This window comes from Chryseobacterium sp. GQ58, assembly GCF_059758895.1.
On sequence record NZ_JCAXEH010000004.1, the window covers coordinates 325213 to 340128 of the forward strand.

Genomic DNA, 14916 nt, shown 5'->3' on the forward strand with positions numbered 1-14916 from the left:
CATTTTGATGATTTACAATATTAAGAGAGCATTCACCATACTTTCTTTGGTGATTTTTGGTGGTGTATTGGTTTACAATTGTGAACCTGAACCGGATTCTTTAGGTGAGCAACTGTTTTTGGACGGTGCAGCAAACGGTAATGAAGTTTCCTACGATGTTATTGCATATAACATTAATAATAATGACAGCATAAGAAGTGATGCTTCCAAATTGGGATTGGCAACATTGGGCGCTTTTTCCGAAGGACAGTTTGGATTGCAAAAAGCTTCTTATTATACGCAATTAAGATTACCGGCTTATGATCCGGATTTTGGAGCAAATGCAACGGTAGATTCTGTAGTATTGGTTATAAAACCTCTTTATGCATCTGATTCTTTGACTACAACTACAAAGGATGATTATATTTTTCCGGATGGAGATGTTGCTGCTAAAAAAGTTGTAAACACTTATCCTGCAGTTAAATATGGAAAAGCAAAATTAAATGATGGTAAATTAACTGTTAAAGTTGAAGAAGTTACTGAATTTCTTGGAGGTTATAACGATATTGCTTATTCAGATAAAATCTATGCAACAGGAGTGGAATTAGGTTCTAAAGTATTTAATGGTAATGTAAATTCTGTTGCAATTACAAAAGATTCGGATAACAGCTCATTGTTTACATCCGATGCAGGATTTAGAATTCCTCTTGATTCTGATTTCTTCAAAACTAAAATTATTGATAAAGAAGGACAAATTGAATTAAAAGATGTTTCAAACTTTATCAGACATTTCAGAGGTTTAAAAATTTCTGTAGCAGAATCAGACGGATATTTGGTTCAGTTTTCTCCTTCAAATGTAGAATTGATAATGTATTACAAATCTGATAAGGTAGAAGGAAATACCACAACAAAAGTTCAGTCAACATATAAGTTCTCTGTAGGAAACGGAAATGCACATATTGGGCATTATAAGTATGAAAGAACTGGATCAGCTTTGCAGACTGCACCAGCGACAAATACAGCTACTGGCGACTTAAAACTTTTTACTCAGGGAATGGGTGGTAATTCTATTGGAATAAAATTCAAGAAAGAAGAAATTGACAAACTGAAAGAGCTATATCAGAAGAATAAAGCTGCCATTATCAGCGCAAAAATCAGAATGTACACAGATCCTACAAACTGGGATAATAAATATAAAAAACCAAATATCCTCACAATTGTGCAGGTAGATAAAGATGCTGAAGGTAAGCCAAAAACAGACTTTACTCAAGATATCCTATTAATGTCAGGAACTCCAAATTTTGCTTACATTAGAGTTTATGACTTAGAGAAAAATCCTGCAAAATATGAGTTTACAGTGACGCAATCTTTAAAAAATATTGTAGAATCTGGTGAAAATTATGAAAATAGATATTTCAAAGTAGATATGGGAACTTTCCTTGCAACTTCTACAGGAAATACTTTAGCAGGATATCAGTATACATCCAGACCTTATTCTACGGACAGAGCCGTTTTTGTAGGTTCAGATCCTAATAATCCGGATGATCCTGAGAATCCTTCTCGTGAAATCAAACTAATAGTTACTTACGGTACTAAATAATAATATTTTAAAAAACTTAATCAAATTATGTGTGGAATAGTTGGTTATACAGGTTTTCAAGATGCCTATGACATTGTTATTAACGGATTGAGAAGACTCGAATATAGAGGATATGACAGTGCCGGAATTGTTTTAGAAAGCAAAAACAATGCATTTAGTGTCGAAAAAACAAAAGGTAAAGTAGACGATCTGGTCAATATATCAGGTCAATTAAAGGGTGTTGCAAAAGTAGGAATGGGGCATACCCGTTGGGCAACTCACGGAGTTCCTAGTGATAGAAATTCTCACCCGCATTTGTCAAATAATGGTAAAATAGCAATTGTGCATAATGGTATTATCGAAAATTATGATACTATTAAGATAATGCTTACCAGCAAAGGCTTTACTTTCAAATCTGAAACAGATACTGAAGTTTTGGTAAACTTGGTTCAGTATTTTATGGATCTCAATGCTGAAACAGATTTTCCTACAGCGGTAAGATATGCACTGAATGAAGTGTATGGTGCTTATGCAATTACTGTAATGCACGAAGATTATCCCGGCGTTTTGGTCGTGGGAAGACTGGGCTCGCCTTTAGCAATTGGAATTGGTGAAAAAGAATATTTTATTGCTTCAGATGCTTCTCCGTTTGTAGAATTTACAAAAGAGGCTATTTATTTAGAAGAAGGGCATATGGCTATTCTTTCTTTAGAAAATGGTGTGGATATCAGAACAATAAACGATAACTCTAAAATAGAACCTGAAATTCAGGAATTGAAGCTGAGTTTAGAGCAAATAGAAAAAGGAGGCTATGAGCATTTTATGCTTAAAGAGATCTTCGAACAGCCAAAATCTATTCACGATACCATGAGAGGAAGACTTCTTGTGGAGGAAGGTATTATAAAAATGGCAGGTATTTGGGATCATGTTGAGAAATTCAAAAATGCCAACAGAATTATCATTATAGCTTGTGGAACATCATGGCATGCAGGCCTTATCGGTGAATATCTTATCGAAGAATTTGCGAGAGTTCCTGTTGAAGTAGAATATGCTTCAGAATTCAGATACAGAAATCCAATTATCACAGATAAAGACGTGGTGATTGCAATTTCTCAATCCGGAGAAACCGCTGATACGATGGCTGCTTTAAAATTGGCTAAAGAAAAAGGAGCATTCATTTATGGTATTTGTAACGTTGTGGATTCTTCAATCGCAAGAATTACAGATGCTGGTTCATATACGCATGCAGGTCCGGAAATCGGAGTTGCTTCTACAAAAGCATTTACCGCTCAGCTTACCATTCTTTCCCTTATTGCTTTAAAATTAGGAAAACATAATGGTAATTTAGGAAATGCAGAATTTATGAGTTTAATTGCCGAACTTAATGCGATTCCAAAAAAGATAGAAGAAGTTTTAGAGGCGACTCACGAGCTCACTCAGGAGATTGCCAAAGACTTTATTGATGCTACCAATTTCCTTTATTTAGGAAGAGGTTACAATTATCCGGCAGCATTAGAAGGAGCTTTAAAATTAAAAGAAATTTCGTATATTCACGCAGAAGGATATCCTGCAGCTGAGATGAAGCACGGCCCAATCGCTTTGATTGATGAAAATATGCCGATTGTAATCATTGCGCCTAAAAAAGGACATTATGACAAGATTGTAAGCAATGTTCAGGAAATTAAAGCAAGAAAAGGAAAAGTAATTGCGGTTGTCAATAAAGGAGATAAGCAGGTAAGCGCAATGGCAGATTATGTGATTGAAATTCCTGAAACTTCAGAATGTTTTTCACCAATCGTTGCGTCTGTTCCTTTGCAGCTATTAGCTTATTACATAGCAGTATACAGAGGTGCCAATGTTGACCAGCCAAGAAACCTTGCAAAATCTGTTACAGTAGAGTAAAAATACTTGCAAATAAAATAAATTTAGATTTTTTTCGTTATTCTAAAAAAAATCTTAAAAGTTTCTTAAAAAAATTATATATTTACGGCTTAATTATAAAAATTAACATGAAAAGGATATTTCTTTTATTATTGTCTGCGTCGGTAGCGTCGGTATCTTGTTCAGGTGGTGCATCTTCAGCAGGGAAACCTGGAACAAAAGGAGAATTGATACCAAGAGAAAAAACAAAATCATTTGTAGCAGAAAGACCATACGGTATGGTTGCCATTCCTGGCGGGTCTTTCATCGCAGGTTTAGCTGATGAGTCTTTCACAGGTACACCTGAAAAAGCTGCACTAAAAACTGTAACTGTATCATCATTCTTTATGGATGAAGCAGAAACTACTAATGCAGAGTATAGGGTATTTATCAACTATGTAAGAGATTCTATTGCCAGAACAATGCTTGCAGAAGCAGCTGGTGAAGGAGGCGAAGGCGGTGGTAGAGGACAAAGCATCGGAGACTATGCTTACCTTGCTAAAAAAGAAGAAGATTTAACACCATATCAGGAATATCTTGAAGGAGCAGGAGGAAGAGACGGCTATGATGAGACTAAAAGATTGGACTGGAAAATTCCTTTACACTGGAATACCACCAAATATCCTGATGTAGAATATGCTGAAGTACTTGAATCTATGTATTTACCGGTATCTTCAAGAATAGGAAGCGAAAGAATTTTAGATGTAAGTAAACTAAAATATAACTACAGATGGGGTGATATGGAAACTGCACTTGCTGAAAACGAAAGAGGTGTAAATTACCTTAGAAGTGAAAGTATTGCAATCTATCCCGATACTACAGTTTGGGTAAAAGATTTCCATTTTACATATAATGAGCCTTTATTTGAGCAGTATTTCTGGCACAAAGCATATAAAGATTATCCTGTAGTTGGGGTAACTTGGGATCAGGCAAGAGCATACTGTAACTTCAGATCTAAGTTAAAATCTGATTATAACGAAAGCTTAAAAAGAAAAAAACAAAGACCTTTGCAGTTCCGTCTTCCAACTGAAATGGAATGGGAATATGCTGCAAGAGGAGGTAAGCAGAACGCTACCTATCCTTGGGGAGGTCCTTACTTAATGGATGACAGAGGTTGTTACCTTGCAAATTTCAAACCGAAAAGAGGTGATTATATGGAAGATGCCAAAAAAGGTACTTACACTTATACAGCTCCTGTAAAGAAATTCAAGAAAAACGAATTTGGTTTATTTGATATGGCAGGAAATGTTGCTGAATGGACATTATCTGCATACAATAATTCATCTTATCTTTTCTCCTCAACACTCAACCCTTCTACTAAAGATACGGAAGATGCTACAAGATCTGTAAGAGGTGGCTCTTGGAAAGATGTTGGCTATATGTTGATGACTGGTGCAAGAGACTACGAGCACAAAGACTCTGCTAGAAGTTATATCGGGTTCAGAACTGTACAGGATATTCCGGAAGCTTCTGTTAAAGTAAAAAGAGTTAACAGATAATCTTTCAAATAAATTATTTTCAGTGCAATTTTATTTAACATTAAAAAAAACTAACTTATATGTTTAAGACTAAAGATGCGTGGATGAATTTCTTTTATTCATTCGGTGCTGCAATTGTAATTCTTGGAGCTTGGCTTAAAATTACTCACATTACATTTGGACCTATCAATGGTAACATCGCTCTTACTGTAGGGCTTGTTACAGAGGCAATTATCTTTATTATTTTCGCTTTTGACCCTCCGGCAGCTGAAGAGTCTTACCATTGGGAAAATGTTTATCCTGAATTATTAGATAAGCATGCAAACCCAAACCCGTTACATTCAAATGTTTCTTCTAAAAATACAATTGATCATTTTGCTGAATTAGAAAATTCTTTATCTGGTAAATTAGATAAGATGCTTCAGGATGCAAAACTAGATGTACAATTATTTGACAGATTAAGAACAGGAATAGACAAATTCTCAAGTTCAGTAGATCAAATCAATCAAACTGTTGACGTATCTGCTTCTACACATAAGTATAATGAACAATTAAATAAAGCAGCTCAGCATATGGAAAGTATGAATGCTTTATATGCAATGCAGTTGGAAAACGGTCAGAGACAATCAGACTTTGCTAAAAGATTTGTTGAAGATATGCAGAAATCTGCGGAGCATTCTGAAAAGTTCAACCAAGAATTACAAGGTTTAACATCTAATCTAAACAGCTTAAACAGAGTATATGGTGGAATGTTAACAGCAATGAAGTCATAATCCCAAACCATTATTAATTAAAAACTAAAGAAAAGAGAATGGCAAAAGGAAAACAGACTCCACGTCAGAAGATGATCAACCTGATGTATTTGGTGTTCATCGCGATGATGGCCCTAAATATTGATGCAGAGATCATCAGATCATATTATGATTCAACAAAAGCATTAAATGAAACAAGAATTTTAACAGAGCAGAAAAATCAGGATATCTTTGAGGTAACTCTTGCAGCGAAAGCACAACAGGTTCCGGATACTTATGCTCAGCCTTGGGAAGACTATAAAGTTTTAAAAGCTAAAATTGATGACTTGGTTGCTTCTGCACAAGACATTAAGGTTACATTAAAGAAAAAATCGGAGTTTGTCGATTTAGATCCTAAAACAGGAAAAGAAATTGATGTAAGTGAAAACTTTGCAGCTCTTAATAATAACGAGGCTACGATTGATTATTTCTTTAAAGAAGGAGATGAGAATTCTCCATCTGATAATGCATTAAAGCTGAAAGCTAAAATGGATGATGTAAGAAAATACATCGTTGCAACTTTTGGTAATAATCCTCAGCTTGAAAAATTAGTGGCTAGAGCTAATAAGTCTATCATTGCTGAATATCCGCAAGGTAAGTCTCCTAATGGTAAGACTTGGTTTCAGAATAAATTCTACAATCAGCCTTTAATTGCAGCGATGTCGAATCTTGAAATTATTCAGAATGATGCAAGAAACGTACAGTCTGACGCATTAGCATTGTTATTACAGGAAAAAGTAGATGCAAGCATCAAGTTTAATCAATATGAAGCGATCGTTTCTGCTCCGTCAGACATTCAGTCTGGTAAGAAAGCTGAAGCAGTTGTAATGTTAGGAACATATTCTAACAGTAATAAAATCAGAATGACTGGTGTAAGCAGACAAGAAGATGGTAAAGGATATCTTCCTTTAAATACATCTGGTCTTGGAGAACGTAAAATTGGAGGTGTAATTACTTTGATGGATGCGAGCGGGAAAGCTCAGGAATTCCCTTTCACACATACTTATAATGTGATTGCTGGCCCTCAACAGGTGAAACTTGAACAAGGTATGCTTCTTTCTGCTGATAAAATGAATGTGATGTATAGAGGTTTACAGAACCCTGTTACAGGATCTATTCTTGGTGCAGATAATTCTAAATTATCATTATCAGCTTCTAGTGGATCGGTAACAAATACTGGAAAAGGTAAATGGAATATTAAACCAACGACTGGAAATACTATCAACTTAACACTTTCCGGAACAGACCCAACAGGTAAGAGAGTTTCGCAGGTATTTGAATACAGAATTAAAAATGTACCTCCGCCGCAAGGTCAGATGAGAGGTCAGAATGTTCTTACAATGCCAGCTACTTCGATTAAAAACCAAACAGTACAGGCTGCGATTCCAGACTTTGATTTCCCTGTATCTTTCACTGTTACCGAATTTATGGTTCGTGTACCTGGTAAAGCTGCAATGTTAGTTAAGGGTAATTCATTAAGTGACGCAGAAGGTTTATTGAAAAATGTTAGACCTGGAGATATCGTTTCAATTATAGAAATTAAAGCGACAGCTCAAGGATTGGATGGTCAGATAATTAAGAGAATTACTCCAATCATTATAAATGTTCCATAAGATTAAAAAGCAATTATTATGAAAAAATATATTAGCAGTCTTTTAGTATTAGTTTCAGGGTTTGTATTTTCCCAAACTATTCTAAATGCTTCTTCTCCGGAAGAGTTCAGACAAATGAGAGCTGAAAATATGAGAAAAGTGGGAGATACTGTTATTAGTAATAAGGTTACACCACTTGAATACGGATTTGTAGATGATAAAGACATCCTTAAAAGTATGTTTGTATGGGAAATTATTGATCTTAATGATAAAATAAACCAGCCATTTTATTACGATAATCCAGACGGTTTGTTATCTAAAAATACAAGATCATTATACCAAATTCTTCTTGATGCAGCTTTAAGCGGTCAAATTGAGGAAGTTTATAATGATGAGAATTTTTCAGACAAACTTTCTCCTGATGCTATCAGACAAAGATTGGAAAAAGTAGTGATCAACGATGCTGCGATAGATATTTTAAATTCTGGAAGACAGCTTACTGAGCAGGAGAAAAAAGAATATACAGATATTTTCCAAACTACAACGGATAAAGTGAAGGTTCTTAAAATTATGGGAATGTGGTTCATCGATAAAAGAGATGGTCAAATGAAATACAGACCTCTTGGTATCGCTGCGATGGGACCAGATCCTGCAGTTCAAGGTGTTTATGATGCAGAAGGTAACCCAATTGCTGGTAAGGATGAATTAATTGATCTATTTTGGGTGTATTATCCAAAAGCAAGAGATATCTTAGCAAATAATTACGTTTATAACAAGAAAAATTCGGCTGCCGATTTATCTTTTGATGATGTAATTAATGCGAGAAGATTTTCTTCAATTATTTATAAATCTTCTACAGGTTTAGGTGATGGTATGATCAAAGATTACATTCCTAGAAACGCTGAAGAGCAGATCGAAGAAAGTGATAGAATCAAAGGACAGATTCTTCAAATGGAAAATGATATGTGGAATTACTAAATTTCACTTGATATTTATAAAAAACCTGAGTACTTTTACTCAGGTTTTTTTATTATGAAAAATGTAGAATATATAATAGTTGGTGATGGATATGCCGCACTTTTTTTTGCACATCAGTTAACGCAGAATAATAAATCATTTGTTATTTTTTCTGAGGGTAAAAAAAGTGCTTCACAGATTTCTGCGGGAATTATAAATCCTGTAGTTTTAAAAAAATTCACTACATTTTGGCTTGCTCAGGAGCAGTTAAATTTTTTAAAATCTTCGTTAAAGGAAATTCAATCATATACAGCTTCAGATTATTTAATTGATGCGCCAATTCATAGGATTTTTCATGATGAAAATGAACAGAAACTTTGGCTTAAAAAATCACAAACTGATGAGCTTTCAGGTTTTCTGGATCAAGAGTTTAAAAGTTTAAACATTGTTAATAATCCTTTTGATACCGGAAAAGTAAAGCAGTCCGCAAGATTAAGCGTCCATGGTTTTTTTAAGGATTTGTTATCATTTCATGAGGATAACTCACGACTGATCAAAGAAAAATTTAATTATGATCTTCTTGATGTTTCAAAGTCTTCTTATAAAGAAATCACTTTTAAGAATATTGTTTTTTGTGAAGGAATGGCTGTGAAAAGCAATCCGTATTTTTCAGATATCGAGGTAATTCCAAATAAAGGACATCATATTGAAGTACAACTTTCGAAACCAATCTCCGAAAGCTTAACGATCAAAAAGAAACATTTTTTATTTCCGTTAAAAGATAGTTTGTTCTTTTATGGAGGAACTTATGACAGAGAACAAACCCATGAATCTATTGATGATTCAGCGGTTGAGCAGCTAAAAAAAGGATTGTCTGAGTTTTATCCTCATGATTTTACTGTTGAAGAAACTAATTTTGGCTTCCGACCGACCGTGAAAGATAGAAGGCCTATAATAGGAAGACACTCTGAATTCCCAAATTTGTATGTTTTTAATGGTTTGGGCGCCAGAGGAATTTTAAATGGATGCTATTTTTCTAAAAGTTTGTACGACTTTATAGAAAATAATACGGATCTTCCGCAAGAGATTTCTCTCGAAAGATTTAAAATAAAAGACGCTAATTAAGAGCCTTTTTTGATCAATATTATTTATTGTGAAGCCATTTTTGATTCAGCTTGATTCTTTTTACTGTGAAAAAGCACCATATCGATGTCTTTTTTTAGAAATGTAACTTCATTTTGTGTTTCCGTATACTGATATTGGTTGTCTTCTGTAGAAAATTCCGGTGTTTCACGATTTTTTTTAAGTTCGTATGTTTTCCCGTTTAGATGAACTATTACAGTATTTTTCGTATTATTAGTAATAATTTCCATTTCTTCACCGTGGCGATCTGAAACTACTTCTTTACTAATATCGTCTTTAGGAGCTTCCTGAACGGTGGCGATCGTATTATCGGGGTCCTTAGCCGAATGTTTACAGGCAGCTAATGTAAGGATTATAAAAAATCCAAATAATATTGTTTTCATTGTGAATGGTGATTTTTGGTGATTATTTTGGTTTGATATTACTTGGTAAAAATACAATTATCATTCCATTATTTATGTTAAATTTTAATAATTTAAATAATTTAACTATTTATTATTGTGTTTATTTTATTTGAAATACAATAATTTTGATTATTACTAGCGATTTAATCATTAATATTCGTAATACACGTCAAGTTTTGTCGCATTACAGCGATAGCTTTGCTGTATTAAAATATTAAGGCTATGGAATTACCGTTTTATTTGTGTTTCAGAGAATTTGAAAGAAAATATTATAATGATCTTGAACAATGGTTTGAAAAATATCATAATACCAATGAAATTGATTTTTTGAAATGTTTGACAGAACTTTACAAACCGTATTTGAGTTACAGTTTCGTGAAAGATAAGCTTCAGACCGACGCAGTAATCAAAGTAAAGAATTGCTTTTTTTCGCACAATGAAAATTTCGGAATTTCATTTAATTTGGATGATAATATCAAAAAGACTAAAAGCTCAAAACTCAGCAATATTTCCGAATGGAAAACCATTACCATGATGGAATATGCTCAGCATATTTTGGATAAGATAAATACATATTTTCACCAGAACAAGATTTCAAAAGAAAACGAAAACATCCTGAATTATCTAAATCACTATAAAATCATCACTGCAAAAGAAAAAACAGGATATTGTATTGATTATAATTTGCATCAGAAGACGCTGCCATTTTTAAAAGCATATCTTCCATGTTTTGGAAGTACTGTAAATATTTCTTTATACCGCGATTTTTATTTTTCTCTGGTGCAGATTGCAGATTTTATTGATGAGAAACTAAAATCTGTAGAAGCTTTTGAATATAGTATTTACAGCGAACTTAAATCCGAAGCAACCATCAAAATTCACATGAAGGATCAAAGTTTCCTGACGATTTGTAATTAACAGCAAACATTCATATTAATTATATTGTTGTTTGAATCAAATGTATAAATGTATTCAAACAAAAAACAGATCAATTGATCTGTTTTTTTATTTTGCAGAGAGGAAGGGATTCGAACCCTCGATACAGTTACCCGCATACTACCTTTCCAGGGTAGCTCCTTCAACCACTCGGACACCTCTCTATTTTGAAGACTGCAAAAATAAACTATTTTGTTGAATTAACAAATGATTAATTTCAATTAGTTGTCACTTCGCCACACAGGCTTTTTGAAAAGTTGTCTGCAAAACTTCCGTTATAATTAGGATTGTTGATCAAATGCATGGCTTTTGTAATCGCACTTTCGGCAGTCATATCTTTACCGCTTATTGCTCCGATTTTAGCAAAAATATTACTGTTTTCATATTTTCCGAATGAAATTCCGCCTGATATACATTGGCTTACGACTACGATTTCGGTACCGTTATTTCTTATTTCCTGAAGAGTTTGCTGTGTTTTGTCACTGCTAAAGATCGTTCCTGAGCCAAAAACCTGCAAGATCAGGACTTTCATTTTAGGGATTTCTTTAAAATGATTAAGCTTCATTCCCGGAAAAATTCTCCAGAATAAAATATCTTCGGAAATATGCTGATCGACATGAAATTCGATTTTCGGATCACAACGGTAAAGATTATCTTTAACAATGTTTAAATGAACTCCGGACTGCCCGAGAATTGGATAGTTCGGACTCGAATAAGCGTCAAAATACTCGGCGGAATACTTCAAAGTTCTGTTTCCTCTTAATAGTTTATATTCAAAATAAATCGCAACTTCCTGGATCACGGCTTCATTGTTTTCGTACAAGCTGGCGTAATATAAACTTGTCAGAAGATTTTCTTTAGCGTCGGTTCTCAAATCTCCGATTGGTAGTTGAGAGCCTGTTAAAATCACAGGTTTTTTCAGGCCTTTTAGCATGAAACTTAATGCAGAAGCGGTATATGACATAGTATCTGTTCCATGAAGAATCAGAAAACCATCAAATTTTGTATAATTTTCATGAATATAATTGGCGATAACCTTCCATTCTTCAGGGCCCATATCGGAAGAGTCGAGCGGTTCTGCGAAAGGATGTACGAAAACTTCACATTCCATGAGCTTCATTTCGGGCATTTTCTCAAATATATTACCAAAATCAAACGCGCGGAGGCTTCCGGTTTCGTAATCTTTTTCCATACCGATTGTACCGCCGGTATAGATAAGCAGGACTTTTCTTTTCATACTTTTTATTAAAGAATTATAGGCTGTATCAGCTTCAGAATTTCAAAATTACGTTAATTTGCAAAGATTTGAAAATAGATGGAAGATTTAGCTAAAATTTACGAGTATTTAAAACAGTTTTTAACCGAAGAAAGATTAAGGAAAATAGAGCATTTTTCACCCGAAAGTTCAGATTTTGTATTGCCGGTTTTGGAAGATGTTTACCAGTTTAGAAATGCAGCGGCGATTGTACGTTCTGTAGAAGCTTGCGGATTTCATAAAGTTGTCGCTTTGCAGGAAGAAAATAATTTTGAACCCAATCTTCGGGTTACAAAAGGCGCAGATACTTGGGTAGAAGTAGAAAAACTGCCACGAAATATAGAATCTTTACAGAAAATTAAAGATAAAGGCTACAAAATTGTTGCTGTTTCTCTTGAGAACAACGCCAAAATGTTACCCGATTATGAAATCACAGAACCGATTGCATTAGTCTTCGGAACCGAACTGGAAGGTGTTTCGCAAGAGATTTTAGACTTTTCGGATGAAACTTTGGCCATTCCAATGTATGGTTTTACGAGAAGTTTTAATGTTTCTGTTGCTGCTTCAATTTGTATGTATGAGCTGAAGCAGAAATTACTCAAATCAGATATTGATTATAAACTTAATGAAGAAAAACTGTTGAAAATGAAAATCCGTTGGGCCGTAAATTCAATGCGAAGTGGCGAGCAGATTTTTGAAAAGTATTTAAAAGATAATAATATTGAATTTTAAACTTAACGGTTAAATCATCTTATTGTAATTCCAGGCAGCGACAAAAACTCCTGCTGTTTCCGTTCTCAATCTTTGATTTCCAAGAGAAACAGCTTTTATGCCTTTTTCGGCTAAAAATTGAATTTCTTTATCAGAAAAATCACCTTCCGGGCCAATAAGAAAAGTGTAGTTTTCTAATTTTGGAATAAAATTAAGCTCAGTTCTTTCTAAATTTTCATTACAATGAGCAACAAAAGTATTTTCAGAATCAATATTTTTTAGAAAATCTGGAAGTTTTGTTAAATCATTAATTACAGGAAAATGAAATCTCAAGCTTTGTTTTGAAGCAGCAATTGCTTGTTTCCTGATTTTATCAATATTCAAATTTTTGCGTTCGGTTTTTTCGGTTTGAAGAATTGTAATTTCAGAAATTCCCATTTCTACAGCCTTTTCAACGAAAAATTCTATTCTGTCGATATTTTTTGTCGGCGCAATCGCAATATGTAGTTTTGGATTGAAATCTTGCGTAAATTCTTTTATTTCTGAAACATCAAGGCTTGCTCTTTTTACTTCCAAAAGCAATTTTCCGGAAGCAAGATTTCCTTTTCCGTCTGTAATGTAGATTTCTTCACCATTTTTCATGCGAAGAACTTTTACGATGTGCTGTTGTTCTTCATCATTGATGATTGCTTTTCCGTCGATTATTTCTCCAAAAAAAAGTTTCATAGAAAAAAAAGGTTATTATTTTTAAAACGAAATCTCATTATCACTTAAAAACGCGACACCGGTTTTTATTGTAGTATAAACGTCACCATCGCAGTCTCTGTAAGAACACATATAGATTTCCTCAACCCAAATGTTGTTCATAAAAATCATATTCAAATATTCGTTTTTTCTTAAATTATTTTTGATGGACAAATAATCTCCTTCTTTTGGTTCGTAAGGAAAGCTGAAAACATTTTCGGAATTTATTTTTTCTAAAACCTCTTCCTTTACATTTTGAATATATCCAATATCCGAACTCGCCATTAAGTAATCTTCGTCTTCAGATTTTTCTGAAACTTCATTTTTTCCTGTAATCGTTTCCAAAACCCAGTAATATTTTGAGTTCTTTTTAGACTGTGTTCCAAGAATTTTTTCTTCTAATAATATTTTCATAAATCGTATTTAGACGTCGCCGTCGTTCTGATATCGGTAAATTCACCTCTTTCAAATTTCAATTGTGCAACCATTGCGATCATCGCTGCATTGTCTGTTGTATATTCAAATTTCGGAATATAAATGTTCCAGCCTAATTTTTCATTATTGTCTTGCATTACTTTTCTCAATTCAGAATTTGCAGAAACTCCGCCGGCAATTGCAACTTCTTTTATATCTAAATCTTTTGCAGCTTTTTCCAATTTATTCATTAAAATTTCAATAATGCATTTTTGAACGGAAGCGCAAAGATCGTTCATATTTTCTTTAATGAAATCGGGGTTTTTCTTCACTTCCTTCTGGATAAAATATAAAACCGAAGTTTTTATACCACTGAAAGAATAATCGTAATTGTCTAATCTAGGCTTGTTAAATTTGAAAGCATCAGGATTTCCTTCCTTTGCCAGCCTGTCAATAATAGGTCCGGCGGGATAATCTAAATCGAAAATTTTACCGATTTTGTCGAAAGCTTCACCTGCTGCATCGTCGATTGTTTTTCCGATGATTTCCATTTCAAAATAATCTTTCACCAAGACAATCATTGTGTGTCCGCCGCTTACCGTAAGACACAGAAAAGGGAATTTTGGCGGCACAGGATTTGCATCTTCGATGAAATGCGCTAAAATGTGCGCCTGAAGGTGATTTACTTCTATTAAAGGAACGTTTAGACTCATAGCCAGAGACTTAGCGAAAGAAGTTCCAACAAGAAGTGATCCCAAAAGTCCTGGGCCTCGGGTAAAACCTATGGCTGAGATTGCATTTTGTTGTATATTTGCTTTAACGAAGGATTTTTCAACTACGGGAATGATATTTTGCTGATGAGCTCGTGACGCAAGCTCAGGAACAACGCCTCCATATTCTTTATGGATTTCTTGGTTTGCGGCGATGTTTGACAGTATACAATTCCCTTTGATAATGGCTGCTGAAGTGTCGTCACAAGACGATTCGATACCTAAAATTATAGAGTCACTCAT

The 14916-nt window shown here is 34.1% G+C and carries 14 protein-coding genes and 1 tRNA gene; 9 read left to right on the forward strand and 6 right to left on the reverse strand.

The annotated features are described in order from the left end of the window. Positions 1-7: 7 nt before the first annotated feature. The 7 genes from AC6CHK_RS12995 (at position 8) to AC6CHK_RS13025 (ending at position 9421) form a co-directional block, all read left to right on the forward strand. Entirely contained in the window at positions 8-1579 is a 1572-nt protein-coding gene (locus tag AC6CHK_RS12995; RefSeq protein WP_498096796.1) for a DUF4270 family protein, read from the forward strand. 27 nt (positions 1580-1606) lie between these two features. Further along, a complete protein-coding gene (glmS, locus tag AC6CHK_RS13000; RefSeq protein WP_498096798.1) occupies positions 1607-3460 on the forward strand; it encodes a glutamine--fructose-6-phosphate transaminase (isomerizing) in 1854 nt (617 codons plus the stop codon). Between the two features lie 107 nt (positions 3461-3567). Continuing rightward, a complete protein-coding gene (gene porK, locus AC6CHK_RS13005) occupies positions 3568-4977 on the forward strand; it encodes a T9SS ring complex lipoprotein PorK/GldK (protein WP_498096800.1) in 1410 nt (469 codons plus the stop codon). A gap of 59 nt (positions 4978-5036) precedes the next feature. Then, the gene (gene porL, locus AC6CHK_RS13010; protein ID WP_498096802.1) at positions 5037-5729 is read left to right on the forward strand and encodes a type IX secretion system motor protein PorL/GldL; all 693 of its coding nucleotides are present in this window, start codon (positions 5037-5039) and stop codon (positions 5727-5729) included. A gap of 38 nt (positions 5730-5767) precedes the next feature. Continuing rightward, positions 5768-7360, forward strand: coding sequence for a type IX secretion system motor protein PorM/GldM (gene porM / locus AC6CHK_RS13015; RefSeq protein ID WP_498096804.1), 1593 nt, complete (start codon positions 5768-5770; stop codon positions 7358-7360). A gap of 18 nt (positions 7361-7378) precedes the next feature. After that, entirely contained in the window at positions 7379-8317 is a 939-nt protein-coding gene (gene porN / locus AC6CHK_RS13020) for a type IX secretion system ring subunit PorN/GldN (RefSeq protein ID WP_498096806.1), read from the forward strand. A gap of 54 nt (positions 8318-8371) precedes the next feature. Beyond that, positions 8372-9421, forward strand: a complete 1050-nt coding sequence (locus AC6CHK_RS13025) for an NAD(P)/FAD-dependent oxidoreductase (RefSeq protein ID WP_498096808.1) — start codon at positions 8372-8374, stop codon at positions 9419-9421. Between the two features lie 23 nt (positions 9422-9444). Here AC6CHK_RS13025 and AC6CHK_RS13030 read toward each other — a convergent pair whose 3' ends face one another. After that, complete coding sequence (locus tag AC6CHK_RS13030; RefSeq protein WP_498096810.1) at positions 9445-9822, reverse strand: hypothetical protein; 378 nt, start codon at positions 9820-9822, stop codon at positions 9445-9447. Positions 9823-10065: 243 nt separating this feature from the next. On the opposite strand from AC6CHK_RS13030, the gene AC6CHK_RS13035 reads away from it, so the two are divergent. Further along, positions 10066-10761: a hypothetical protein gene (locus tag AC6CHK_RS13035; RefSeq protein WP_498096812.1), complete on the forward strand. Its 696-nt coding sequence runs from the start codon at positions 10066-10068 to the stop codon at positions 10759-10761. A gap of 95 nt (positions 10762-10856) precedes the next feature. Here the strand turns inward: AC6CHK_RS13035 and AC6CHK_RS13040 are convergent. Together AC6CHK_RS13040 and AC6CHK_RS13045 are read right to left on the reverse strand one after the other, a co-directional pair. Beyond that, positions 10857-10943 (reverse strand) — tRNA-Ser (locus AC6CHK_RS13040). A gap of 53 nt (positions 10944-10996) precedes the next feature. After that, positions 10997-12016, reverse strand: coding sequence for an asparaginase (locus tag AC6CHK_RS13045; RefSeq protein ID WP_498096814.1), 1020 nt, complete (start codon positions 12014-12016; stop codon positions 10997-10999). A gap of 78 nt (positions 12017-12094) precedes the next feature. On the opposite strand from AC6CHK_RS13045, the gene AC6CHK_RS13050 reads away from it, so the two are divergent. Beyond that, positions 12095-12766 carry a TrmH family RNA methyltransferase gene (locus AC6CHK_RS13050; protein WP_498096816.1) on the forward strand — a complete coding sequence of 224 codons (672 nt, stop codon included), beginning with the start codon at positions 12095-12097 and terminating at the stop codon, positions 12764-12766. Between the two features lie 9 nt (positions 12767-12775). On the opposite strand, the gene AC6CHK_RS13055 is transcribed toward AC6CHK_RS13050, so the two are convergent. The 3 genes from AC6CHK_RS13055 to tsaD are packed head-to-tail and all read right to left on the reverse strand — an operon-like array spanning position 12776 to position 14916. Then, positions 12776-13471, reverse strand: coding sequence for an RsmE family RNA methyltransferase (locus tag AC6CHK_RS13055; RefSeq protein WP_498096817.1), 696 nt, complete (start codon positions 13469-13471; stop codon positions 12776-12778). 21 nt (positions 13472-13492) lie between these two features. Then, entirely contained in the window at positions 13493-13903 is a 411-nt protein-coding gene (locus AC6CHK_RS13060) for a hypothetical protein (RefSeq protein WP_498096819.1), read from the reverse strand. Then, positions 13900-14916 carry a tRNA (adenosine(37)-N6)-threonylcarbamoyltransferase complex transferase subunit TsaD gene (gene tsaD, locus AC6CHK_RS13065; RefSeq protein ID WP_498096821.1) on the reverse strand — a complete coding sequence of 339 codons (1017 nt, stop codon included), beginning with the start codon at positions 14914-14916 and terminating at the stop codon, positions 13900-13902. The genes AC6CHK_RS13060 and tsaD overlap by 4 nt, the downstream gene beginning before the upstream one ends.